This is a genomic window from Umezawaea sp. NPDC059074, from assembly GCF_042738955.1.
GTDB lineage: Bacteria > Actinomycetota > Actinomycetes > Mycobacteriales > Pseudonocardiaceae > Umezawaea.
Genome location: NZ_JBHYHC010000141.1, coordinates 1 through 23584 on the forward strand (window position 1 = coordinate 1; position 23584 = coordinate 23584).

The 23584-nt window shown below is 70.3% G+C and carries 19 protein-coding genes and 1 pseudogene; 9 read left to right on the forward strand and 11 right to left on the reverse strand.

Annotated elements, in window-relative coordinates; translation table 11 throughout:
* Positions 1–457: 457 nt before the first annotated feature.
* The gene (gene uvrA / locus ACFWW9_RS38680) at positions 458–3337 is read right to left on the reverse strand and encodes an excinuclease ABC subunit UvrA (protein ID WP_390387493.1); all 2880 of its coding nucleotides are present in this window, start codon (positions 3335–3337) and stop codon (positions 458–460) included.
* Positions 3338–3827: 490 nt separating this feature from the next.
* On the opposite strand from uvrA, the gene ACFWW9_RS38685 reads away from it, so the two are divergent.
* Positions 3828–4616 (forward strand): maleylpyruvate isomerase family mycothiol-dependent enzyme, encoded by a 789-nt coding sequence (locus tag ACFWW9_RS38685; protein WP_390387494.1) that lies wholly within the window; start codon positions 3828–3830, stop codon positions 4614–4616.
* Between the two features lie 131 nt (positions 4617–4747).
* Here the strand turns inward: ACFWW9_RS38685 and ACFWW9_RS38690 are convergent.
* A pseudogene (locus ACFWW9_RS38690) lies at positions 4748–5704 on the reverse strand (acyltransferase family protein); the annotation flags it as partial.
* Positions 5705–5809: 105 nt separating this feature from the next.
* Here ACFWW9_RS38690 and ACFWW9_RS38695 point away from each other — a divergent pair.
* Positions 5810–6487, forward strand: coding sequence for an MBL fold metallo-hydrolase (locus ACFWW9_RS38695; RefSeq protein ID WP_390387496.1), 678 nt, complete (start codon positions 5810–5812; stop codon positions 6485–6487).
* Between the two features lie 51 nt (positions 6488–6538).
* Here the strand turns inward: ACFWW9_RS38695 and ACFWW9_RS38700 are convergent, their stop codons facing one another.
* The 3 genes from ACFWW9_RS38700 to ACFWW9_RS38710 form a co-directional block, all read right to left on the reverse strand.
* On the reverse strand, positions 6539–7918 hold the full coding sequence (locus tag ACFWW9_RS38700) for a DUF4365 domain-containing protein (RefSeq protein ID WP_390387515.1): 1380 nt from the start codon (positions 7916–7918) through the stop codon (positions 6539–6541).
* A gap of 137 nt (positions 7919–8055) precedes the next feature.
* Positions 8056–8490, reverse strand: a complete 435-nt coding sequence (locus ACFWW9_RS38705) for a hypothetical protein (protein WP_390387497.1) — start codon at positions 8488–8490, stop codon at positions 8056–8058.
* Between the two features lie 12 nt (positions 8491–8502).
* On the reverse strand, positions 8503–9687 hold the full coding sequence (locus ACFWW9_RS38710; RefSeq protein ID WP_390387498.1) for a DUF6745 domain-containing protein: 1185 nt from the start codon (positions 9685–9687) through the stop codon (positions 8503–8505).
* Between the two features lie 165 nt (positions 9688–9852).
* On the opposite strand from ACFWW9_RS38710, the gene ACFWW9_RS38715 reads away from it, so the two are divergent.
* Genes ACFWW9_RS38715 through ACFWW9_RS38725 form a run of 3 tightly spaced genes read left to right on the forward strand, consistent with a single transcriptional unit; the run spans position 9853 to position 12447 of the window.
* Positions 9853–11187, forward strand: coding sequence for a DUF4041 domain-containing protein (locus ACFWW9_RS38715; protein WP_390387499.1), 1335 nt, complete (start codon positions 9853–9855; stop codon positions 11185–11187).
* Positions 11187–11744 carry a DUF2510 domain-containing protein gene (locus ACFWW9_RS38720; protein ID WP_390387501.1) on the forward strand — a complete coding sequence of 186 codons (558 nt, stop codon included), beginning with the start codon at positions 11187–11189 and terminating at the stop codon, positions 11742–11744. The genes ACFWW9_RS38715 and ACFWW9_RS38720 overlap by 1 nt, the downstream gene beginning before the upstream one ends.
* 40 nt (positions 11745–11784) lie before the next feature.
* A complete protein-coding gene (locus ACFWW9_RS38725; RefSeq protein WP_390387503.1) occupies positions 11785–12447 on the forward strand; it encodes a hypothetical protein in 663 nt (220 codons plus the stop codon).
* Here the strand turns inward: ACFWW9_RS38725 and ACFWW9_RS38730 are convergent.
* Together ACFWW9_RS38730 and ACFWW9_RS38735 are read right to left on the reverse strand one after the other, a co-directional pair.
* Complete coding sequence (locus ACFWW9_RS38730) at positions 12437–12760, reverse strand: hypothetical protein (protein WP_390387504.1); 324 nt, start codon at positions 12758–12760, stop codon at positions 12437–12439. The two genes, ACFWW9_RS38725 and ACFWW9_RS38730, sit on opposite strands and share 11 nt — an antisense overlap.
* 55 nt (positions 12761–12815) lie before the next feature.
* Positions 12816–13229 carry a VOC family protein gene (locus tag ACFWW9_RS38735; RefSeq protein WP_390387505.1) on the reverse strand — a complete coding sequence of 138 codons (414 nt, stop codon included), beginning with the start codon at positions 13227–13229 and terminating at the stop codon, positions 12816–12818.
* 170 nt (positions 13230–13399) lie between these two features.
* On the opposite strand from ACFWW9_RS38735, the gene ACFWW9_RS38740 reads away from it, so the two are divergent.
* The gene (locus tag ACFWW9_RS38740) at positions 13400–16441 is read left to right on the forward strand and encodes a discoidin domain-containing protein (RefSeq protein ID WP_390387506.1); all 3042 of its coding nucleotides are present in this window, start codon (positions 13400–13402) and stop codon (positions 16439–16441) included.
* Positions 16442–16486: 45 nt separating this feature from the next.
* Here the strand turns inward: ACFWW9_RS38740 and ACFWW9_RS38745 are convergent, their stop codons facing one another.
* The 3 genes from ACFWW9_RS38745 to ACFWW9_RS38755 all read right to left on the reverse strand — a co-directional run bounded on the left by ACFWW9_RS38745 (position 16487) and on the right by ACFWW9_RS38755 (position 19519).
* Positions 16487–17212: an aspartate/glutamate racemase family protein gene (locus ACFWW9_RS38745; RefSeq protein WP_390387507.1), complete on the reverse strand. Its 726-nt coding sequence runs from the start codon at positions 17210–17212 to the stop codon at positions 16487–16489.
* Between the two features lie 2 nt (positions 17213–17214).
* Positions 17215–18699, reverse strand: coding sequence for an NCS1 family nucleobase:cation symporter-1 (locus ACFWW9_RS38750; RefSeq protein ID WP_390387508.1), 1485 nt, complete (start codon positions 18697–18699; stop codon positions 17215–17217).
* A gap of 106 nt (positions 18700–18805) precedes the next feature.
* Entirely contained in the window at positions 18806–19519 is a 714-nt protein-coding gene (locus tag ACFWW9_RS38755) for a GntR family transcriptional regulator (protein ID WP_390387510.1), read from the reverse strand.
* A 104-nt stretch (positions 19520–19623) separates the two neighbouring features.
* On the opposite strand from ACFWW9_RS38755, the gene ACFWW9_RS38760 reads away from it, so the two are divergent.
* Positions 19624–20013, forward strand: coding sequence for an MmcQ/YjbR family DNA-binding protein (locus ACFWW9_RS38760; protein WP_390387512.1), 390 nt, complete (start codon positions 19624–19626; stop codon positions 20011–20013).
* Positions 20014–20168: 155 nt separating this feature from the next.
* Entirely contained in the window at positions 20169–20966 is a 798-nt protein-coding gene (locus ACFWW9_RS38765; RefSeq protein WP_390387513.1) for an alpha/beta fold hydrolase, read from the forward strand.
* Here the strand turns inward: ACFWW9_RS38765 and ACFWW9_RS38770 are convergent.
* Positions 20956–22080 carry a C39 family peptidase gene (locus tag ACFWW9_RS38770; RefSeq protein ID WP_390387516.1) on the reverse strand — a complete coding sequence of 375 codons (1125 nt, stop codon included), beginning with the start codon at positions 22078–22080 and terminating at the stop codon, positions 20956–20958. The genes ACFWW9_RS38765 and ACFWW9_RS38770 overlap by 11 nt on opposite strands.
* A gap of 192 nt (positions 22081–22272) precedes the next feature.
* On the opposite strand from ACFWW9_RS38770, the gene ACFWW9_RS38775 reads away from it, so the two are divergent.
* Positions 22273–23460, forward strand: coding sequence for a glycoside hydrolase family 64 protein (locus ACFWW9_RS38775; RefSeq protein ID WP_390387514.1), 1188 nt, complete (start codon positions 22273–22275; stop codon positions 23458–23460).
* Positions 23461–23584 lie beyond the last annotated feature (124 nt).

The window sequence follows — 23584 nt, forward strand, 5'->3', positions numbered from 1 at the left end:
CCACCGAAAAGCCCGCTGCAACCTACAGTCACTGAAAGATCTGTCAGAACCTACAGCCACTGAAAAACCCACCACAACTTACAGCCACCGAAAAATCTCGCCAGCACCAACCACCACCGAAAAAGCCCGCCGTAACCTACAGCCACTGAAAGATCTGTCAGAACCTACAGCCACTGAAAAACCCACCACAACTTACAGCCACCGAAAGATCCCGCCAGCACCAACCACCACCGAAAAAGCCCGCTGGAACCGCCAGACACCGAAGAACCCCGCTACAGCCGCCGACCACCGGCAGAACCCGGCTGGAACCGCTGGGCACCGGCAGAACCCCGCTACAGCCGCCGGTCACCAGCAGAACCCCGCTGGAACCCAGCGCTCACCGAGTGACCACCAAGCCACCCCACACAAAACCCGCCCCCCACCCAATCCCAGGCAGGGGGCGGGCTTCACCCACCGATCACCCCACCGCCACAGCGTCCTGCGTCTCCAGCACGTTCCGCAGGAACTGCCCGGTGTAGCTCTTCTCCTCCGCCGCCACCTGCTCCGGCGTCCCTTCCGCGATGACCATCCCGCCACCGGACCCGCCTTCGGGCCCCATGTCCACAACCCAGTCCGACGTCTTGATGACGTCCAGGTTGTGCTCGATCACCACGACGCTGTTCCCCTTGTCCACCAACCCGTTGATCACGCCGAGCAGCTTCCGGATGTCCTCGAAGTGCAGCCCGGTGGTCGGCTCGTCCAGGATGTACACCGTCCGCCCGGTCGACCGCTTCTGCAGTTCCGACGCCAGCTTCACCCGCTGCGCCTCGCCACCGGACAACGTGGGCGCGGGCTGTCCCAGCCGCACGTACCCGAGCCCGACGTCCACCAACGTCCGCAGGTGCCGGTGGATCGCGTTGATCGGCTCGAAGAACGTCGCCGCTTCCTCGATCGGCATGTCGAGCACCTCGGAGATGGTCTTCCCCTTGTAGTGCACCTCCAGGGTCTCCCGGTTGTACCGGGCCCCCTTGCACACCTCGCACGGCACGTAAACGTCCGGCAGGAAGTTCATCTCGATCTTGATCGTGCCGTCGCCCGCGCACGCCTCGCAGCGCCCGCCCTTGACGTTGAACGAGAACCGCCCCGGCTGGTAGCCGCGCACCTTCGCCTCGGTCGTCGACGCGAACAGCTTCCGGATGTGGTCGAACACCCCGGTGTACGTGGCGGCGTTGGACCGCGGGGTCCGGCCGATCGGCGACTGGTCGACCTGCACCAGCTTGTCGACCTCTTCGAGCCCCTTGATCCGCGTGTGCCGACCCGGAACCTGCCGAGCGCCGTTCAGCTTGTTCGCCAGCACCGTCGCCAGGATGTCGTTGACCAGCGTCGACTTCCCCGACCCGGACACCCCGGTCACCGACACCAGGCACCCGAGCGGGAACGACACGTCGATGCCGCGCAGGTTGTGCTCGCGCGCCCCGACGACCGTCAACTGCCGCTTCTTGTCGACCTTCCGCCGCGACGCGGGCATCGGGATCGCCTTGCGACCGGACAGGTACGCCCCGGTCACCGACTCCTTGTTCTTCAGCAGCGCCTTGTACGGCCCGCTGTGCACGACGTGCCCGCCGTGCTCACCGGCGCCGGGCCCGATGTCGACCACCCAGTCCGACGTCCGGATCGTGTCCTCGTCGTGCTCCACGACGATCAGCGTGTTCCCCAGGTCCCGCAACCGGACCAGCGTGTCGATCAGCCGGTGGTTGTCCCGCTGGTGCAGCCCGATCGACGGCTCGTCCAGCACGTACAGCACGCCCACCAGGCCGGAGCCGATCTGCGTCGCGAGCCGGATCCGCTGCGCCTCACCGCCGGACAACGTCCCGGACGCGCGGTCCAGCGACAGGTACGTCAGGCCCACGTCCAGCAGGAAGTGCAGCCGCGCCTGGATCTCCTTCAGCACGGCGCCCGCGATCATCGACTCGCGCTTGCCCAGCTTCAACCCGTCGAGGAACTCCGAGCACTCGGACACGCTCATCGCGCAGACCTCGGCGATGGACTTGTCGCCCTTGCGGCCGTGGTGCAGCGTCACGGCGAGGATCTCGGGCTTGAGCCGCGTGCCCTGGCACGTCGGGCAGGGCACCTCCCGCATGTAGCCCTCGTACTTCTCCCGCATGTACTCGGACTCGGTCTGCTCCTGGCGGCGTTCCAGGAACGGGATGACGCCCTCGAAGTTCGCGTAGTACGAGCGCTCGCGGCCGTACCGGTTCTTGTACCGGACGTGGACCTGCTCGTTCACGCCGTGCAGCACGGCCTTCTGCACCTTCGCGGGCAGCGAGCGCCACGGCGTGTCCATCCGGAAGCCGATGGTCTCGCCGAGGGACTCCAGCAGCCGGATGAAGTACTCCGCCGTCTGGCCACCGGCCCACGGCGCGATGGCGCCGCCGCCGAGCGACAGCTCGTCGTCCGGCACGACCAGTTCCGGGTCGACCTCCTTGCGCACGCCGAGACCGGTGCACGCGGGGCACGCGCCGTACGGCGAGTTGAACGAGAACGACCGCGGTTCGAGGTCCTCGATCGTCAGCGGGTGGCCGTTCGGGCAGGCCAGGTGCTCGGAGAAGCCGCGCTCCCGTTGGGGATCGGTCTCCGGCAGGTCGACGAACTCCAGCACCACGAGGCCGTCCGCCAGCCGCAGCGCCGTCTCGACCGAGTCCGTGAGGCGCTGTTTGGAACTGGCCTTCACCGACAGCCGGTCGATCACCACGGAGATGTGGTGCTTCTCCTGCTTCTTGAGCTTCGGCACCTCGGCGAGCGCGTACACGACGCCGTCGACCTTCGCGCGCGAGTAGCCCTGCGCCTGCAACGCGGAGAACAGGTCGACGTACTCACCCTTGCGGCCGCGGATCACCGGCGCGAGCACCTGGAACTTGACGCCCTGTTCCATCGCGAGGACCTGGTCGACGATCTGCTGCGGCGTCTGCTTGCTGATCGGCTCGCCGCACGTCGGGCAGTGCGCCTTGCCCGCGCGGGCGTAGAGCAGGCGCAGGTAGTCGTACACCTCGGTGATCGTGCCGACCGTCGAGCGGGGGTTGCGGCTCGTGGACTTCTGGTCGATCGAGACGGCGGGCGACAGGCCCTCGATGAAGTCGACGTCCGGCTTGTCCATCTGGCCGAGGAACTGGCGCGCGTACGCGGAGAGCGACTCCACGTAGCGGCGCTGGCCCTCGGCGAAGATCGTGTCGAACGCGAGGCTGGACTTGCCCGAGCCGGACAGCCCGGTGAACACGATGAGGGCGTCCCTCGGGAGGTCGAGGTCCACGCCCCGCAGGTTGTGCTCGCGAGCGCCGCGAACGACAAGGCGGTCGGCCACTGGGTGGTTCCCTTCGGCTACGGGTTGGCGAGTCGTCCGGCCAGGCACACGCCGGGGTCGTGCGGTACCGAACACACGTTCGAAAAAGCGTACTAAACACCACTGGTGTCCGCGCGGCGGGCCTGCCCCTGTCGAGGGCGGTCTGGCCGCGGGAGGTGAGCCTCCGACCATGCTAGGTGGGACCACCGACAAAAACGGAGGGGGTCGCGCGGGCATTCCCGAAAGGACCGTTCGGCCGCGCATCCGGAGCACCTGGCGCCCCACCCGTCCCACCAGCACCAGGAGCACCGCGAACCAGTCGGGACGGGGAGACGCATTTCACCCTTTCGTGTGGGACTTGCGACCCTCGGCATGGTCAACGACCCGTGGGTAGAGTTGGAGGAACCGCCTCCGGAGAACCCCGTGGATCGACGCCCTACCGGCGCACGGCGACCTCTCCTGGGGCAGGCCGCCGTCTAATTCGAGCCTCAACGTCGGGGAGAGGCACCACATGAGCTTTGCCAACACCGGTTCCCAGGTGCAGTCCGTCGTGCCCGCGCCACGGGAGCAGTCCGGCGCGGCCCAGCGCGCCGCCGGGCTGCTCGGGGCGGTCGACCGGGCCACCGAGGCCTTCTACTCCGCCGTGGCGGAGCTGGACACGGCCGCCGTGCGCGGCCCCAGCCTGCTGCCCGGGTGGAGCCGCGCGCACGTGATCACCCACGTCGCCCGCAACGCCGACGCGCTCGTCAACCTGCTGACCTGGGCGAAAACCGGCGTCGAGCACCAGGCGTACGCCAGCCGCAGCGACCGCGACGCGGACATCCAGGAGGGGTCGACCCGCACGTTGCAGCTGCTGCGGGCGGACCTGGACTCGGCGTGCCTGCGGTTCGCCGCGGCGGCCGAGAGCACGCCCGCGTCGGCGTGGGAGGCCGAGGTGTCCCAGCCGAGCGGCGGCACGATCCTGGCCCACCAGGTGCCGTGGCTGCGGTTGCGGGAACTGCTGTTCCACCTGGTCGACCTGGACGTGGGCGTCGACTTCGACAGCCTGCCGGACGAGCACGTCGAGGACCTGCTCGACGGTGTCGTGGGGCAGTTCGCGGGCAAGCCGGACGTGCCCGCGGTGCGGGTCGAGGTGGCGCTGCCGGACGGCCGTCAGCGGGTGTGGGAGCTCAACACCGACGGCGCGGACAACGCGGCCGTGGTCAGCGGCGAGGCGTCCGACGTGGTCGGCTGGCTCACCGGCCGCCACGACGGCGCGCGGTTGAGCGGCGACAGGCCGAAGTTGCCCAGCTGGCTCTGAGCCGGGACGCCGCCGACGAACCGGGGCGCCAGCAGCCGGACCGCGAGCAGCAGGCGGACCAGCACCGGCCCCCGGCTCGCGGCGGTGAGCCACAGGTAGGCGGGGCGCTCGACGAACTTCGTGAGCAGCCAGCCGAGCAGCACGGCCGTGCCGAAGAAGGCCACGAGCTGCACGACGGGGCCGAGGTCGAGGCGCGCGAGGTAGGCCAGCACGACGTAGCCGACCTCCTGGTGCACGAGGTAGACGCCGTAGGAGATGCTCGCCAGCCACTTGACCGGCGTGGCCAGCAGCTTGATCGGCCCGACGTTCCAGTCCGGGCCCGCCGCGGCGGCGCAGTAGCCGAGCAGCAGCACGCCGAGGCCGAGCGTCGACTCCAGGTCGGCGCTGTGGATGGCCTGCGCGGACAGCGCGCACACCAGCAGCGCGGCCAGGTGACCGCTGCCGAGCCGGTTCTTCGACCACAGCCAGATGCCGACGCCGATCGCGAACAGCTGCGCGCGGTGCACCCCGAACCCGTCGTAGAGGGTCCGCACGAGACCGGGGTCGTTCGTCCACATCCGCATGACCAGCGGTCCGAACACCAAGCCCCACAGGGCCACCCGCAGCCACGGCCCGCGCAACCGCGAGCAGAGGACGGCGCCCGCGACGAACCCGGTGATCTGCACCGGCAGCGTCCAGTAGGAGAAGTCGACCAGCTGCACGTCCGGAACCCAGTTCTGGAGCATGAACAGGTTCATCACCAGGTCGTGGAACTCCAGGTGGCTCCACCCCTTCGGGGCGACCCAGCGGAGCACGGCGAACGTGAACACCGCCGCCACGAAGTACGCGGGCAGCAGTCGTGCCAACCGGTTGCGCAGGAACTTCACCGGCTCGCCCTTCGCCAGCGACGCGCAGGCGAAGTACGCGGACAGCACCACCAGCCCGCTGGCCCCCATCTCGAGGGGGAACGTGAACAGCGGGCGGCCGATCTCGGGGTGCACGTAGGGCCCTGCGTGCGTGGCGTGCTGCAGCAGGACCGAGAACACGGCGAGCACGCGCAAGACGTCCCAGTTGATCTGCCTTGCGGAGGCGCGTGGTGAGTTCGACACGAGGATTGAGTACCCGGTTCGGAGAGGTCGGCAACGTCTGAATCGATCGTTACCAAGCCTAAGGGGTCAACCTGTAGGGACCCTGAAGGACTACCGTCGCCGGTTGTGGACGTACAAGAGGACTACACCGGACACGTCTCCCCCGGCGGCCCCGCGGCCCGCCGGACGTTGGACGCGCTGACCATCACGAAGATCTCCGTCGGCCCGATGGACAACAACGCCTACCTGCTGGTGTGCCGAGCCACCAACGAGGCGCTGCTGGTCGACGCGGCAGCCGACCCCGAACGCCTCTCGGACCTCGTGGGCCATGCACAGGACCGCCCGAGGCTCAAGACGATCGTCACGACCCACCAGCACGGCGACCACTGGCAAGCCCTCGGAGCCGTCGCGGGTGCCAACGGAGCGAACACCATCGCCCACAAGCTGGACGCCGGTCCGTTGCCGGTGCCACCGGACCAGTTCGTGGAGCACGGCGACGTGGTGAAGGTGGGAGAGGCGGCACTGGAGATCATCCACCTGCGCGGCCACACCCCCGGCTCCATCGCCCTGCTGTACCGCGACCCCGCAGGCGTGGGTCACCTGTTCACCGGCGACTCGCTGTTTCCGGGTGGACCGGGCAAGACAGCGGACCCGGAGAAGTTCGGCTCGCTGATGGACGACCTGGAGGCGCGGGTGTTCGGGGAGTTGACGGACGACACCTGGTTCTACCCCGGACATGGGGATGACTCGACGCTGGGCGAACAGCGTCCGCACCTGGCGGAGTGGCGGGCTCGGGGCTGGTGAGCTGATCGGGGTCGCCTGAAAGATCAGGCGACCCCGATTACTCCGACAAAGCTAGGAACGCGGCTTGGTGGACGCCTTCCGGACGAACCGCTCCTCCGGCCAGAAGGTGTCCCCCAGACCCAGTTGGTCGAAAAGCACGCAGACCGTTCCGGGCGTGTCCTCGGAATCCCACACGGCCGAAACGTTCCGACCGCGCTCGTTCCCGTGTCGACTCAGCCAGTAGATCCTGTCGCCCGGCCTGAGCTTGGCGGCACTCGCGAACTCCCGGTTCGGCGACAGGCGAGCACTCGGTCGTCCGACCCGCGCGTCGAAACCGTATTCCGGAGCGGGCCGGGCACATCGCCAGACGATCCGGAACTGCTCGTCGATCGGCAACGCGGGCGAACCCACGCGAACCTCGCGGACCAGGTAGAACGTGATGAGCCGACGTGCCCGGTCCGACATCCAGTCCCACGATTTCGCCAGCGCTTCGGCACGTGCCTCGACATCCGACTCCACTTCCGCGGCGATGGCGGCCAGGTCGTGGTCGGTCGCGGTTTCGGCGCGGAGTTCCCGGATCGACCGCGTCACCACATCCGGTTCGACCCGAAGACGGTGTTCGACCCTCGTGGCCACGTAGTTGGCCTGTGCGTCGACGTTGGTCTGAAGCGGCGGATCGCCGACGACGGGTTTGCGAGCCCAGTGGGCCGCGTCGAAGCAGGCCGCCAACCACTGCGCCTCGGCAGTGCTCAGGATCGCGCCTCCCGCCACCGGGACACCGACGAGCAGGCCAGGTCGACCGTTGGGATGGAAGTGCTCAGGGCCCATGTGCAGCGGACACCAGTCGAGGTCGCTGTGGAGCAGGGTGGCGAATCCCTCACCCCGGCGCTGCCAGAAGATCAGGTCCTCGTCGAACACGTTCACGTGGTGCTGGACGATGTCCGACGGCCCGAACTCGACGCCCGCCATGTCACCCAACTGGGCATGGATGATCCGGTTGCCCCGATAGCGGCTCAGGTAGCGCCTCATCTCGGCGACGAAGCCCGCGATGGACTCGTCGTCCAGCTTCGCGCCCGAGCTGATGGTGATCGTCTTGAGCACCTCGCCGCCACGCCGCGCCGACAGCAGCTGTTTGGTGGCGTTGGCCCAGTAGAGGCCGTCGGTGTCCGGGTCGTGCACGACGCAGAGCACCGGGATGTTGCCGTCGGCCCAGGTCTTGCCGTGGTCGCCGATCGGGACGGCGTACCCGTCGGCCCTGCGCCACGAGCGGCCGCCCTTGACCTGGATCTTGACCAGGTCGCCGGTGACCTCGCCGTCCTCGGTGAACGTGACGTGCTGGTCCTCGCCGAAGTCGTTCTGGCCGTCCACCTCCTGGACCACGTGGTTGTGCCGCTCCAGCAACGCCCGCAGCGCGTTGACCGCCGCACGGCTGGGTTTGCGGGCGTCGGGCACCTTCGGCAACGGAAACCTCCGGATCGTGGGGCGCAGCGACAAGAATAGGTGCGGCCGGAGGGTCGTGGCGGTACACCGATCGCGGCCTTTCGAGAAGGTGGCTGTGGAGGATGTCTTCCACGGTGAGCGGACCGGGCCTAGTCCGCGACCAGGACTTTCCCTGTGAGGCCCGTGCCGCGTTCCTGTTGGCGTCTCACCAGCCATCTGCCCGGTGCGATGCCGCTGCCTCCGTGTTCCGGGTGGACGAGGTAGGCGGGAGTGGTGTTCTCGAAGGCGGCCACGGCCAGGTGGAGCGGGTCGCGGACCGATGGGGTCCAGTGGCAGGTGCCGGGGTCTGCCACGAGGGTGTGGGGGTTGTTGCCCGCGATGCCGCGGATCAGTTCCACGCCTTGTGGTGGGACCTGGCGCCAACTGCTGTTGTCCCACAGGGTGACGGGGCGGAGCAGGGCGAGCGGGATGACGATCAGGTCGCCCTGGGCTTGCAGGCCGTCGATGACGGGGACGACTGTCTGCCTCTCCAGGTGGTCGAGGACGGTCAGGCCGGTGCGGTCGAGCAGGTCGGTCAGATGCATGGTGGTCACCTCTCAGGTTCGGCGGCGCAGCAGTGCGTACTGGGGACCGGTGAGTCCGTAGGACCAGCCGGCGGCGTCGATCGGGTCGTCGAACCACGGCGGCACGCGCAGGCCGTAGCGGCGGCGGGTGCCGTCGCGTTCGAGGGAGCCGTTGACGGCGAGCAGCAGGCGGCTCGACCTGCCCCACCGCTGGTAGGGCAGGTCGTAGAGGTGCAGGTCGCTGCCGGGGTTGCCGGGGTCCGGGGCCGTGCTGACGAGGGTGAGGCCCGCTTCGGCGATGAAGGCGTCCCAGCCGAGGTTCTCGACGGCGCAGCGGCGGACCTCGACGTTGGGTTCGGCGCCGATGCGGTCGGCGGTGGGTGCTTCGACCACCCACGACGGCACGGCGGTGCCGTGCCACGCGTGGACGGTCCAGCCGTCCGGGAAGACGACGGCCGGGCCGTGCGCCGAGTGCAGGCGGGCTTCACCGTAGGTGCTGCCCGTCACGGGTTCGGTGTGGACGGTCGTCGGGCGTTCCGCGACCACGCACCGGCCGTCGCGCGGCCACCACCAGCCGCACGACCGGGCGAGGGTGGCCCACAACTCCAGCCGCGCCACGTCGGAGGCCGGGAACCGGTTCGGGTCGAGGCGGCGGTGCACGTCGTAGTGCGCCACCCACCCGGCCTCGTGCTGGCCGTACCAGACCAGGCCGCGCCGGTCGGGGATCGCCGACCGGATCGCCGCCGCGACGGACTCGTGCGCGGTCCGGTGCACCGGGTCGCGCACGCCCGCCTCCAGCACGGTCTCCAGCGACACGCCGGAAAGCAGCGCCGCGACCGGGTCGAGCGGCGGGTCCGGCGGCCGGAAGATCGACGGTGGACGACGGCCGATGCGCTGGTCCAGCCGTTCCCGCAGGTCCGACAGCAGCGACGCCACCCGGTTCTCCGTCGACCGGCGGCCGTCGCCGGTCAGCGTGGTCGACGGTGGGAGCAGCGGCTGGGCGGCAGCGGGCGACCCGACCCAGGTGAACACCGGCGGCGGCTCGCCCGCCAACGCGTAGACGCCCGTGATGGCGGCTTCGGACGCCTGCCGGTCGGCGGGGCCGGTGCGGAGGGCGTGCTCGTACCACTCGGACCGGAGGGAAACGGCTCGCCACCAGAGATCCAGGGCTCGGGACGTGGCCGGGTCGCGGGGCACTCCCCCGCGAGGGGCGCTCACAGCGCCAGGGCGAAACCGCCCTTTCGTTCTGTCATGGCCGGGATCATGGCACCGCGAACGGCCGCGGCACAAGCCCGATCCTGATCAAGTAACGCGGACGGCGAAGCCCCCGACGTAGGAGGACACGTCCCGTCGACGTCGACGGGTCAGGGGGAAGGACCGGCCGTGGCCTTGTTCGGTGGCAGGGAGAACGCGGAAGTCGTCGCGCTCCAACAGCAGGTGGCGGCGGCGAACGCCACGATCGCCGAGTTGCGCGGGTGGGTGGGGCAGCTGCGCGGCGCGGAGACCGGTGCGCTGGAGGCCGAGCTGCGGCACCTGCGGACGTCGGTGGAGCAGGCGAGGAACGACCGGACGGCGCTCGACGCGGAACAGCAGCAGGTGCGCGGCGAGGTCGACGCGTGGCGGGCGAGGCTCGTGGAGACGCGGGAACTGGCCCTGCTCCAGGAGATCGGCGTCTACGAGTACGCCCACCCGCTGGACGACGCCCTGGCGTACAAGGATTCCCTGGCCGCGCTGAAGCAGCGGATCAAGGAGGCCGCCAAGGGCGACGCGGTGACCTGCCAGGTCGACTGGGCGGTGAACGGGTCGGTGCGGGAAGGCCAGAAACTGGGGCGGGACATGGCGAAGCTGATGCTGCGCGCCTACAACGCCGAGGCCGACAACGCCGTGCGCGCGGTCAAGCCGCACACCCGCGAGGTGGTGAAGAAGCGGTTGACGACCACGCGGGACACGATCGGCAGGCTCGGTGTCCTGATGCGCATCGTCATCTCGCCCGACTACCACCGGTTGCGGCTGCACGAGATCGACCTGACGTCGGACTACCTGGTGAAGGTCGAGGCCGAGCGCGAACGGGCGAGGGCGGAACGCGACCGGCTGCGCGAGGAAGCCAAGGTGTCCAAGGAGATCGAGCGGGAACGGGCGCGGCTGGCGAAGGAGCGGACGCACTACACGACCGTCGTGGCGAAGCTGGAGGCCAAGGGCGACCTGGAAGGGCTGGAACGGGCACGGGAGCAGCTCGCGTCGGTCGACAGCGCGATCGCCGGGGTCGAGCAGCGGGCCGCGAACGTGCGCGCCGGGTACGTCTACGTGATCTCCAACATCGGCGCGTTCGGGCCGGACGTGGTCAAGATCGGCATGACCCGCAGGCTGGAGCCGATGGACCGGGTGCGCGAACTCGGCGACGCGTCGGTGCCCTTCCGGTTCGACACGCACGCCCTGTTCTTCTCCGAGGACGCCGTCGCACTGGAGACCAGCCTGCACCACAAGCTGAGCCACCGGCGGTTGAACCTCGTGAACCCGCGCCGCGAGTTCTTCTACGCCACGCCCGCGGAGGTCCGGGACCTGCTGGTGTCGCTGGGGAACGACCACGTGCTGGAGTTCGACGAGGTCGCCGAGGCCGTCGAGTGGCGGGCCTCCGATCCCGGCCGCCGAGGTGGCGCGCAAGCGGTGGACGCGCGAGCGGACGCCGACGGGGACCTGTCCGACGACGGTGGTGAGTGATGGTCCCGCGCCCCGCCACGTGGTTGCCCGATCCGCTGGACGACGGGCTGCTGCGCTACTGGGACGGCCACCGCTGGACGTTCCACACCGTCGCCCGGCAGGTCCGGGTCGTGCCGCCGCCGGTCGCCCCGACTCCCCCGCCCGTGGTCCCGACGCTGCGACCCGACGTGGCCCAGGCCCTGGAACGGGTGCGCGGCGCGCTCGTCGGGTCGATGAAGGAGGTCAACCTCCTCGGCGGGTACCTCGGCCCGGAGGAGCGGGTGCTGGCGCTGACCGGCGCCCAGGGCGAGGGCATCGGTGTGCTCGCCTGCACCGACCAGCGGCTGCTGTTCCTCTTCGTCGGCCTGGTGCGGCGGCAGTTCCTCCAGGTGAGCTGGAACCAGGCGAAGGGCGTCGTCTACCACCAGGCCACGCGGACGTTCGCGGTGTACACGACGAAACCGACGAAACGCGCCGTGCCCGCGATGGCCGTGCGGGTGGGCAACCTCGCGGACGCGCAGGCCGTGGCCCACGCGGCGCAGTACGCCTCGGCGGCTCCCCGGCTCGACATCGTCTGAACCGCCCGCTCGGCGGGAACGCGGCTGCGAGGATCGGGGGATGGTGCAGCTTCCGCATGAGATGGAGTTCGTTGTCGACGTGCCGATCGGGGACATCCGCGAGCGGCACGAGGGGTTCGACGTGTACCGGGTGGGCGATGAGATGTTGCCCGTCGTCGTGATCGTGCCTGGGCCCGCGCCCGTGGCCTATCCGTTTCGGCCGAGGGGGTGGCCGGTGTACGAGGGGTATGCGCGGTTGCTTGCCGAGCGCGGGGTGGTGGGGGTGGTGGTGCACCAGCCGTATCACTCTGTTGAGGACGTGGTGGAGCAGGGTGAGGTGTTGGCGGGGATCGTTGAGGACGTGCGGGCGTTGGACGGGGTCGACGCTGGGCGGGTGGCGGTGTGGGGGTTTTCCGGTGGGGCGTTGTTGATGGGGCGGTGGTTGAGCGGAGCGCCGGAGTGGTTGCGGTGCTTGGGGTTCAGCTATCCGTTGATGGGGGTGGGGAGTGCGTCGTCCGGGGTGCCGGTGGTGTTGACGAGGGTGGGGTTGGAGTTGCCTGAGAGGCAGGGAACGGTGGACGCGTTCCTGGCGGAGGCCGACGGGGTGGAGGTTGTGGAGGTGCCGGACGGGCAGCACGCGTTTGACGTGCTCGACCACACGGAGCAGTCGCGGAACGCTGTGCTGGAAGCGGTGGAACTGGTGGTGGGGCACGTCAAGGCGTGATCACGCGGTCGTAGCCCGCCACGTGGTATTCCACCGGCAGGCCGAGTGCGGTGGCCAGGCGTTGGGCGAGGTGTTCGCCTCGGACGCGCCAGGCGGTGGTCGTCGTCTCGTCCGGGAAGCCCGAGGACATCGGGTCGTCGTGGTCGAAGACGGACTGGAACTCGTCGTCCCACGCGTCGAGCGCGGCGGCCAGGTCGGGGGCGGCCAAGTCCGAGGGTGCGGTGTTCTGCGGGATGTCGTCGCCCGTGCGGAGCACCCACAGGCAGTCGGTGATCCACTCGGGCGCCAAGCGCACCGAGAGCAGTTCATCCACGGGGGCATCCTCCCCTGCCGTCCGAGAGAGCGGGGACGGCAGGGGCCTCGTCACGTCAAGCCTGGGGCTGGCCGATGTTGACCATCCACGGGATGCCGTAGCGGTCGACGCACGCGCCGAACTCGTCACCCCACATCTGCTTCTCCAGCGGGACGGTGACGGCGCCGCCCTCGGCGAGCTTGTCCCAGTAGCCGCGCAGGGCGTCGCCATCGTCGCCGCTGAGGCTCACGGTGATGTTGGTGCCGGGGTTGTGCTCCATGCCGGGCGGGGTGTCGGCGGCCATGAGGGTGAAGCCGTTCTCGGTTTCGAGCATCCCGTGCATGATCTTGTCGGAGAACGGGGTGTCGTCACCGCCGAACTCACCGAACGTGTTCAGCACCAGCGTGCCGCCGAAGACGCCCTGGTAGAACTCCATCGCCTCGCGGGCGTTGTCCACGAAGCTGATGTACGGGTTGAGGCGAGAGGCCATGACCTGCTCCTTGGTCGGGACGGGACCAGCATCGTCGCAGAGCAACGGGGGTGCCGCCATCGGGAGCAAGGCCTGTCCCGTTCAGGACTGAAAGCTCTGGTAGGCGGGGTTCGCGTGGTTCGATGGGAGCGCGGTGCGCGACAACGTTGTCAACGCGGGCGGGGGCTGGGATGGCGGGATTTCTGCTCAACCGGCGGCGGTTGCTGGGGCTCGTCGGGGCCGGGGCGGTGACCGCGAGGTGGGGCTCGTTCGGGACCGTCGGGACCGCCGACGTGGACCCGGTGTCCGACGTCTACTACCGGGTGCTGCTGCGGCACACGCGGTGGTCCGAGACGCAGTTCGACGGCGAGCGCTACCGGCGGGCGGACTTCGGGTTCGCGGTCGTGCTGGGCAACGCGGTCCTGGTGACGCGCGGGGCCTACGACGCCAGGGCGACCGGGATCGGCCGGGACGAGTTGCGGGCGCGGACGGTGGCGACGATCCGGCACTTCGCGGCGTCCAACGCGCTGGTCGGCGGGACCGAGTGGGGCAAGACCCTGTTCTGGGACACCACGTTCCAGTCGTACTTCGTGCTGGCCGCGCGCCTGCTGTGGGATGACCTCGACGCGGCAACCCGGACGACTGTAGACAATATGGTGCGGGCACAAGCCGAGTACACGGTATCCCTCGGCACCGGCGACGACCCGCGCTCCGGCGGGTGGACGCCCAACGGGCTGCTGGGCGGCTTCCAGGGCGACACGAAGCTCGAGGAGATGGGCGTCTACGCGCAATCGCTCGCCCCCGCGCTGGCGTGGGCCGATCCGGTGCCCGAGGCGTGGCGCGCGGCGTTCGGGCGGTGGAGCCGGAACATGGCCGGGCTGCCCGCCGCGGACCTGGCGAACCCCGCGCTGGTGGACGGGGTGGCGGTCAGCGCGAACACGGCGGCGAACCTGCACGACACGTTCCTCGTGGAGAACCACGGGTCGTTCGGGCCGCACTACCAGGAGGAGCTGTGGCGGACGGCGGCGCGCAACGCGATCCACTTCCTGCTGGCGGGGCGGCCGCTGCCGGAGGTGATCACCGCCCAGCCCAACGGGGAACGGCTGTGGCGCGGCATCCTGGGGATGACCAGCGACGCGGGTGAGCCGCTGATGCCGATGGTGGGCGACCGGGAACACCTGTACGGCCGGGACGTCATCCCGCTGGCGTTCCGCGCGCAGGTGCTCGGCGACCGGTACGCCGCCCGCGCGGAGGCCGACCTGGCGGCGCGGCTCGAGGCGTACCAGGCGTACCCGCCCGTGGACCGGATGGCGAAGTTCACCGGCGAGCCGAAGTACGAGCCGGAGGCGCGGGCCGAGATCGCCATCGCGTACCTGTTCCACGAGCTGCGGCCGCGGCCGACGCCGGTGGACGCGGGTGAGCTGTTCCGGTTCGCCGCCGGGGCGACGGATTTCGGTGCGGGGCCGGGGTTGTTGGCGCACCAGACGGAACGGTCATGGGCGGCGACCGTCAGCAAGGCCGGGCTGGTGAAGTTCGCCTGGCAGCCCGCGCACGACGACTGGCTGTTCGTGATCAGCGGTTCCACGCCGATGTTCCTGCCGTCCACCGGGTTGGCGGTGCGGGGGCGGTCCGCCACGGCGTACCGGAAGGCGCGGGACGGGTTCGACGCGACGGCGAGCGTGCTGACGTTCGACTCGGGCCGCGCGGGGATGGTCACGTTGCCGACCGGGACGGTGGTCTACGCGACCTCCGGGGTAGCGGCGGGCGAGGGGCGCGTGGACGTCCACAACCTGACGATGCCGGGCGTTCCGGGGCTGGACGGAGACCGGAGGTACACCGCCGCCGAGGGCAGCGCGACCGTGCGGGCGGCAGAAGGGGCCGGGCGGGGCGACGACCTGGTGTTCTCGCGGACGTCGGTGCGGCACGTGCGGATGACCGGCGTGACACCGCACCCGGTGTACGGGTACTCGCTGTTCGCCTTCGAGGTGCGGGACGGTGCCGGTGGCGCGGACCTGGCGCGGGGCAAGGTCGCGTCGGCTTCCTCGTTCGACGTGGGGCGTGATCCGGGGTTCGCGGTGGACGGCGACGCGGGCACGCGATGGGCCGTGGCGAAGGCGGAACGGGGGCGGGCGGACAGCTGGCTGTCGGTGGACCTGGGGGCGGTGGTCGCGGTCGACCGGGTGCGGCTGTCGTGGGAGACCGCCGCCGGGGCGGCTTATCGTCTGGAGGTTTCCGTAGACGGTATGCAGTGGACGAGCGTGGCGGCGTATCCCCGTGACGACCTGCGCAGCACCGGGAAGTGGCTGGACGTGGACGGGCGGGCCGGGTTCGTGGTGCACGGCGCGGCGTCGCCGATCGCGGTGCGGGGCGGGACCGTGACGCTGTCCGACGGGCCCGCGGCGGGGTTCGTCGTCGAGGGGTACGTCGGCGCGGACCGGGACCTCGCGGGGCGCGCCGCCGCCGGGCCGCCGACCTGCCCGGACGGTGTGCGGGGCAGCACGGCGGACGGGTACCTGAGCCTGTTCAACCTGACCGGCGGGCGGGTGGCCGGGGTGGTGTCGGTGCGGCAGTCGCGGACGAAGGTGCAGGTGTACCAAGGGGTTCAGCGTGTCACGGCGGTCGGAACGGACCACGACGTGGTGCTGGAGGCGGCTTCGGCGCGGGTCGAGCCGCCCCGGTTCACCGTGCGACGGGTAGGCGGTGGGGCGGTGCCGGTGGGCGTGACGGTGACGGTGCTCGACGGGGCGCGGGTGCGCGTCGACGGGCCGTCGGTGATGCTGCTCGTCGCGCAAGCGGGTGGGGTGGAACTGCCCGCGGTGAGGGGCGTGGACCTGGTGTTCCCCACCGGGCGGCCCTACCCGTTGAACGACCTCGCGGTCGGCCGGACGACGTTCCCGACCACGCCGCTGCCCGCCGGGATGTCGGATCCCTCGGCGGCCGTGGACGACTCCCCCACGACCGCGTGGACGCCGGGGCCGGGTGGGCGGATGGTGGTGGACCTCGGCGCGGTGGTCGCGGTGGGCGAGGTCGTGCTGACGTGGACGGCCGGGGTGGCGCCGACCGCGACCGTGGCCACCAGCGTCGACGGACGCGCGTACACGCCCGCCGCCCCCGTGGCGCGGGGACGGCGGGCGAGCGTCGCGGTCGGGGCAACGGCGCGGTTCGTGGCCGTGGGCACCGGGTGGCGGACGGGACAGGCCCGACTGGTGTCGGTCGTGATCAAGCCCGGCTGAACGCGCGCAGCGGCAGCCCCGCGACCAAACCCGACCAAGACCTGGTCAAGCCCGGCTGAACCCGTGCAGCAACCCCGTGTACGCCTTGGGCGGTGGCTTGGCGTACTCGTCGCCGTGGTTGGTCGTCAGTGCCATGGTCACCAGGGATTGGACCTGGAGGGTCGCGGCGCGGACGCCGTCGATCACCGGTGCGCCAACGGTTTTCGTGAGGTCGGCGCACAGGTCCGCCATGCCCGCGCAGCCGAGGACGACCGCGTCCGCCTTGTCCGCTGCGAGGGCCTCGCGGCAGGCCTCGGTGAGCCTCGGCAGGGTGTCCGGGTCCAGGTCCAGGACCGGGATGTCGACGGCGTGCACGCCCGCGCAGAACCGCGTCACGCCGTAGCGCTCCGCCAGGTCCCACGCTCGGCCTCGGGTGCGGGGCAGGGTCGTGACCACGGTGAACGTGCGGCCCAGGTAGGTCGCGGTGCGCATGGCGGCCTCGGCGATGCCGACCACCGGGCCCGCCGCCAACTCCCTGGCCGCGTCCAGGCCGGGGTCGCCGAAGCACGCCAGCACGTAACCGTCCACTCCGGACAGCTCGCCCTTGGCGATCTCGTCGAGGACGCCGGGGACGCTGAGGGCCTCGTCGTAGTGGCTCTCGATCGAGGCGGGCCCCATCGACGGGGTCGCCGCCTCGACCTCGGTCCCCTTCGCCGCCACGGAGAGCGCCGCCCGGTGGATCGCGGTGGTCATCGCGGCGGTGGTGTTGGGGTTGACGACCTTGATGCGCACGGTCACTTCCGGCGGGAGAGCAGGGCGTGGACGCCGAAGCCGAGCGCCATGCCGATGAACCAGGTGTACTGCGCCGCGCTCTTCATGCCCGGACCAGTGGTCCACAGCACGGGGACGATCGCGACCGCCGCGCCCACGACCGTGGCGATGACCGCGGCCGGGTTGAAGCCGTTGCGGTACCAGTAGCGGCCGGTGGAGGACATGGTGAACAGGTCGTCCACGGCGACCTTCTGCTTGCGCACCAGGTAGTAGTCCGCGATGAGGACGCCGAACAGCGGTCCGATGAACGCGCCCAGCGTCTCCAGCGTGTAGTGGATGACGTCCGGGCTGTTGTAGAGGTTCCACGGCGTGATCAGCACCGACCCGACGGCGGCGATCATGCCGCCCGCGCGCCAGGAGATCTTCTGCGGGCTGACGTTGGAGAAGTCGAAGGCGGGCGAGATGAAGTTCGCGACGATGTTGATGCCGATCGTGGCGACGGTGAACGTGAGCGCGCCCAGGACGATCGCCGTCGTGCTGTCGATCCGCGCCACGGTCTGCACCGGGTCGATGATCAGCTCGCCGTAGACCGGGACGGTCAGCGAGGCGGTGACCACCACCAGCAGCGAGAACACCAGGAAGTTGACCGGCAGGCCGAGCAGGTTCCCGCGCTTCACCGCCGCGAACGACTTGCCGTAGCGGGAGAAGTCGCCGAAGTTGAGCATCGGCCCGGAGAAGTAGGACACGACGAGCGCGATGGCGCCCAGCATGACCGGGACGGCCTGCGCGCCGGTGTACTTCACGTCGCCGAGGGTCAGGTCGATCGCGCCCCAGCCCGCCCGGTACAGCAGGTAGCCGGTGAGCAGGAACATCACCACGTAGACGGCCGGACCGCAGAAGTCGATGAACTTGCGGATGGACTCCATGCCGGTCCAGAACACCGCCGCCTGGAGGATCCACAGCACGGTGAAGCACGCCCAGCCGAGCAGCGGCAGGCCGAGCAGGCCGTACTCCTGGACGTTCGCGTACGGCATGAGGCCGGGGAAGAGCTTGAGCAGCGCCACTTCCAGCGCGGCCGACGCCAGGTACGTCTGGATGCCGTACCACGCCACGGCGATCAGGCCGCGGATGATCGCGGGGATGTTCGCGCCGCGCACGCCGAACACGCTGCGGCAGATGACCGGGTACGGGACGCCGGTGACCTGGCTGGGTTTCGCGACGAGGTTGCAGAAGAAGTGGACGATGCCGATGCCGACCAGCAGCGAGACCAGGACCTGCCAGCTGTTGAGGCCGAGCATGAACAGGCTGCCCGCGGTGATGTAGCCGCCGACGCTGTGCACGTCGGACATCCAGAAGGCGAAGATGTTGTAGGAGCCCCAGGTCTGCTTCTCCAACGGGGCGAGGTCCTCGTTCGCGAGGCGCGGGTCGTACTCGGGTTTCAGGCCGCCCGGCCGCGGCTGGTCGCCGACGGCGCCGGGTAGGAGGACTTCCTTCGCGATATCGGTCATGTTCACTCCCGGCTCGCCAGCACGTCACGGCTACGCCAGGTAAAAGTAGGAGCGCGATGTTACACGTCCATCACGCGAAACATATATCTTGCCGGGACGGGGTTCCTCAGTCCGGTTCGGCGAACAGCCCGGTGTGCCGCGGCAGCAGTTCCAGCGACGACTGGAGGCGCCGGTGGTGGGTCCGGGCGGCCTCCAGCAGCGCCGTCTCGTCCCGCGCCACGAACGCCGCGAGCATGGCGTCGTGGTCGTCGTGCAGCAGCTCCCGCTCGTGCTCCGGGACGTGGGCCATGGGGCGCAACGGTTCCGTGACGTTCCACGCGGACTCGAACATGCCGAGCAGCCGCACCATGCCGCAGGGCGCGACCAGCGCGAGGTGGAAACTGCGGCTCTCGCGGTGGTAGGCCTGGACGTCGTTGGCCCGCACGGCTTCCTCCAGCCCCTCGTACGCGGCGCGCGCGGTCGCGTCGTCCTCCGGGCCCGCCGCGCCGACCGCCGCGCTCAACGCCGCCGCCTCCAGCACGCCGCGCACGAGGTACAGCTCGTGCAGCTCGCGGGCCGTCAGCTTGGCGACCGTGTACCCGAGGTTGGGCCGGTGCTCGACCAGGCCCTCGCCGATCAACGTCTTCAACGACTCGCGCACGGGGATGCGGCTGACGCCGAACACCGCCGCGACCTCGTCGAGCGGGATCGGCGTGCCGGGCGGCACGCCGCCGTCGAGGAGGCAGCGGCGCAGCTCGGTGAGGATCGCGGCCTGCGAGCTGCCGGACCGCTCGCCGACCAGCCGCGCGATCAGCGCGGACGGGTGCCTCCGACCTGGCATGGGCGCCTCCTCCCGGACTGCGGTGGAGGCTACGCGCCGGGCGTTGCGCCCGGATGTCCCGATTTCCGCGCGCCCGGACGCGTGCCGGGTCCTAGAGTGCCGGCATGGCTACCTGGGACGAGGTGCACCGGATCGCGATGGCGATGCCCGAGGCCGTGGAGCGCTCGCCGCGCGACTGGCGCGTCAAGGGCAAGGGGTTCGTCTGCGAACGCCCGCTGCGCAAGGCCGACCTGCTGGAACTGGGCGCGGACGCGCCGGACGGGCCGATCCTGGGGGCGCGGGTCGCGGACGTCGGCGTGAAGGAGGCGCTGCTCGCCGACGACCCGGAGGTCTACTTCACGACGTCGCACTTCGACGGCTACGCCATGATCCTGGCCCGGCTGGACAAGATCGACGTCGACGAGCTGGAGGAGCTGATCATCGAGTCCTGGCTGGTCCAGGCACCGAAGCGGCTGGCGAAGACGTACCTGGACGGGCACGCCGCCGGGAGCTGACCCCGTCCCGCCGAGCTGGATCGTTTCCGGTCGCCGGAACCGCCACGCCGGGGGCCGTCTTCGACTACCGTTGCGCGGGCCGAGCCGCCGACGCGGAGTTTTCCGGTCACCACAACGGGAACGCGGCCCGGCGGAACCCACTGGGGGGAGCGGACATGACGGACATCGTGCGCGGTCTGGACGTGCCGGGGGCGCGGCTGCACTACGAGGTGCGCGGCTCGGGGCCCGTGCTGGCGGTGATCGGCAACCCCATGGGGGCCGACGGGTTCGGGCGGATCGTGCCCCTGCTGACCGACGACTACACCGTGATCACGTACGACCCGCGCGGGATCGGGCGCAGCACGCGTGACGACGACCAGGAGCCCACGCCGGAGCTGCTGGCCGACGACGTGGCGCGGGTGATCGGCGCGGTGACGTCGGAGCCGGTGGCGCTGTTCGGCAGCAGCGGGGGCGCGGTCACCGGGCTCGCGCTGGTCACCCGGCATCCGGGCGTGCTGCACACGATCGTCGCGCACGAGCCGCCGCTGATGGAGTTCCTGAACGACGGCGGCCAGGGGCTGGCCGGGATGGACGACGTGTTCGCCACGAACCTGGCGCACGGTCCGGCGCTGGCGATGGCGAAGTTCTTCAGCCTCGCCGGGCTCCAGGCCGGGCCGGGGAAGATGGGGCCGCCGCCCACGCCGGAGTCGTTGAAGCAGGACGACTACTTCCTGCGGCACATGGCGCCCCCGACGATCCGGTCGAAGCCGGACGTGGACGCGCTGCGGGCGTCCGGCACGCGGATCGTGCTCGCCGCGGGCGTGAAGTCGAAGGGCCAGCTCGCGTACCGCTCGGCGTACGCGTTCGCGGATCTGCTCGGGTCCGAGGTGGCCGAGTTCCCCGGCGACCACACGGGTTTCCTGTTCACGGCGGAGCGGTTCGCCGAGACGCTGCACAAGGTGCTCAGCCACTAGCCACGGGCTCGATCAGGTAGACGATCCCGCCGGGACCGTCCCCTCCGGGCCGTTTGGTGCGCAACCAGACCGTCTCGAACTGGGCGCGCGGGTACACGTGGCGGACGGTGTCGTTGGAGGCGGACGCCGGGTCGTTGGCGATCACGTCGCCCGAGTCGGTGAAGCCGACGACGACCATGATGTGGCCTGCCGTGCCGTACCCCGCGCCGTCCAGCTCGTCGGCGCGGAACGACTGGGACGTGATCACCGGGACGCCGCGGGCGATGTACGTCTCCAGCTCGGCCAACGACCGCAGCCGGGTGACGTGGCCGCGCAGCCCGTAGGTCGCGGCGTACGCGGTGTTGAACGGCCAGTTCCCCGCGCCGCCGTAACCGTGGTCGAAGGTGTGCTCGGCGGCGTGCTCGACCCGGCGGTCGGGGTGGGACGGGTCGATCGACGCGAGGTCCTCCTCGGTCGGGCCGCGACCCCAGTACTCGACCACCATCGCCGTGGACGTGGGGCTGCACAACGCCTCGCCGCCCTCGTGGACGTTCTGCGAGTACCGCGGCACGGGCAGCTCCACGCCACGCGCGGGGCCGGGCGGGCTGGTCGGCACTGTCTCGATGGCGGGGAGCGCGGACGCCATCGCGCCTGCCATCCGCAGCGTGGGCGTGACCGCCGAGCCCGCCGCGCGGTAGAGCGTGATCCGGAGCTGGAAACCCCGTAGCGGTCGGCCTTCCGCCGCGGCGAACGTGTCCGCGTCGACCCGGCCGTGCTCGTCGGACTGGCCCGCGACGGTCGTGCGCCGGACGTCCTCTTCGCCGAAAGCCCAGCGCCCCATCGTGTACCAGCGGGTGTCGGGGCCGCGCAGGTCGACGCGCAGCCACGTTCCCGTTGGGGTGTCGGCGTTCCACGACGGGACGACCTGGGTCGCGCCGAACGTCGTGTCGTGGAGGGGCGAGGTCCAGCGGGCGTAGTCGTATCCGTCCTCGACGCCGACCGGCCGGTCGACCACCAGCCCGGCGGGGGTGGCGCGCACGCCTTCGGCGACACCGGTGGCGAAGGCGGCGGGCGAGCGCCACTCGTGGTGGTCGACGTGGGCGTTCGCGACCGGCACGAGCATCGCGGCTCCCATCAGCAGCACGGTCAACACGGCGACCTCCTCGGTTGCTGGTTCACACGGTAGCGAGCTAGGCGGAAAGCAACCAACCGGACAACCGGGAAACCTGTCCGTCTTGTTGGCGTTATTGGCCGTTGACACAGGGCCGGTTGCCGCGCAATGGTGTGAGAGCGCTCTCACAACTCCATCCTGAGGAGGAGACAGCCGGTGCACGTATCTCGCAAGGTGTTCTCACTGGTAGCGGCCGCGGCGACGGCGGCGGCCGGGCTCACGGCCGTGGCGACCGCGGCGGAGGCCGTCCCCGCCACCATCCCGCTCACGATCACCAACAACTCGGGCCGCGGCGACGCGGTCTACATCTACAACCTCGGCACGGAGCTCTCGACCGGCCGCCAGGGCTGGGCCGACGCGAACGGCGGCTTCCACCCGTGGCCCGCCGGGGGCAACCCGCCGACCCCCGCACCGGACGCGTCGATCGCCGGACCGGGCAACGGCCAGTCGAAGACGATCCAGATGCCGAAGTTCTCCGGCCGCGTCTACTTCTCCTACGGCCAGAAGCTCGTCTTCAAGGTCACCACGGGCGGCCTCGTGCAGCCCGCCGTGCAGAACCCGTCCGACCCGAACGTCAACATCCTGTTCAACTGGTCCGAGTACACCCTGAACGACTCGGGCATCTGGCTGAACAGCACGCAGGTCGACTTCGTGTCGGCCCCGTACAACGTCGGCGTCCGGCCCGTGAGCGGCGCGACCAAGACCACCGGCAAGCTCAAGCCGGGCGGCTACAACGGGTTCTACAACTCCCTGCGCTCGCAGGGTGGCGGCTGGGCGAACCTGATCCGCACCCGGTCGGACGGCACGATCGTCCGCGCCCTCGCGCCGGGCCACGGCATCGAGGCGGGAGCCCTACCCGCGAACGTCCTGAGCGACTACGTGAACCGGGTGTGGACGAAGTACTCGTCGTCCACGCTCACCGTGACGCCCTTCGCGAACCAGCCGAACCTCAAGTACTTCGGCCGCGTCTCGGGCAACACGATGAACTTCACCAACAGCGCCGGGCAGGTCGTCACGTCGTTCCAGAAGCCGGACTCGGACAGCATCTTCGGCTGCTACAAGCTCCTGGACGCCCCGAACGACCTGGTCCGCGGCCCGATCTCGCGCACCCTGTGCGCCGGGTACAACCGGTCCACCCTGCTGAGCAACCCGAACCAGCCCGACGCCAACGACTCGGGCTTCTACCAGGACGGCGTGACCAACCAGTACTCCAAGAAGATCCACGCCCAGATGGTCGACGGCAAGGCGTACGGCTTCGCCTTCGACGACGTCGGCGCCCACGAGTCCCTCGTGAACGACGGCAACCCGGCCCAGGCGTACCTCACCCTGGACCCGTTCAACTAGGCCGCACCGACGCGGGGCTCCCCTGCCGGGAGCCCCCCCTCGGGGTCACGCGCCGAAGGGCGTGGGCCGACCGGCGAAGACCTCCACCCGCAGGGAGCAACCCTAGTACAAGAGCTGTCACATA

What these genes read in the sequence shown, in the direction of transcription:
- ACFWW9_RS38685 (WP_390387494.1), top strand. Translation starts at nt 3,828, where the DNA reads ATGAGCTTTGCCAACACCGGTTCCCAGGTGCAGTCCGTCGTGCCCGCG.
- ACFWW9_RS38705 (WP_390387497.1), bottom strand. Translation starts at nt 8,490, where the DNA reads ATGCATCTGACCGACCTGCTCGACCGCACCGGCCTGACCGTCCTCGAC.
- ACFWW9_RS38720 (WP_390387501.1), top strand. Translation starts at nt 11,187, where the DNA reads ATGGTCCCGCGCCCCGCCACGTGGTTGCCCGATCCGCTGGACGACGGG.
- ACFWW9_RS38725 (WP_390387503.1), top strand. Translation starts at nt 11,785, where the DNA reads ATGGTGCAGCTTCCGCATGAGATGGAGTTCGTTGTCGACGTGCCGATC.
- ACFWW9_RS38735 (WP_390387505.1), bottom strand. Translation starts at nt 13,229, where the DNA reads ATGGCCTCTCGCCTCAACCCGTACATCAGCTTCGTGGACAACGCCCGC.
- ACFWW9_RS38740 (WP_390387506.1), top strand. Translation starts at nt 13,400, where the DNA reads ATGGCGGGATTTCTGCTCAACCGGCGGCGGTTGCTGGGGCTCGTCGGG.
- ACFWW9_RS38750 (WP_390387508.1), bottom strand. Translation starts at nt 18,699, where the DNA reads ATGACCGATATCGCGAAGGAAGTCCTCCTACCCGGCGCCGTCGGCGAC.
- ACFWW9_RS38755 (WP_390387510.1), bottom strand. Translation starts at nt 19,519, where the DNA reads ATGCCAGGTCGGAGGCACCCGTCCGCGCTGATCGCGCGGCTGGTCGGC.
- ACFWW9_RS38760 (WP_390387512.1), top strand. Translation starts at nt 19,624, where the DNA reads ATGGCTACCTGGGACGAGGTGCACCGGATCGCGATGGCGATGCCCGAG.
- ACFWW9_RS38765 (WP_390387513.1), top strand. Translation starts at nt 20,169, where the DNA reads ATGACGGACATCGTGCGCGGTCTGGACGTGCCGGGGGCGCGGCTGCAC.
- ACFWW9_RS38770 (WP_390387516.1), bottom strand. Translation starts at nt 22,080, where the DNA reads ATGGGAGCCGCGATGCTCGTGCCGGTCGCGAACGCCCACGTCGACCAC.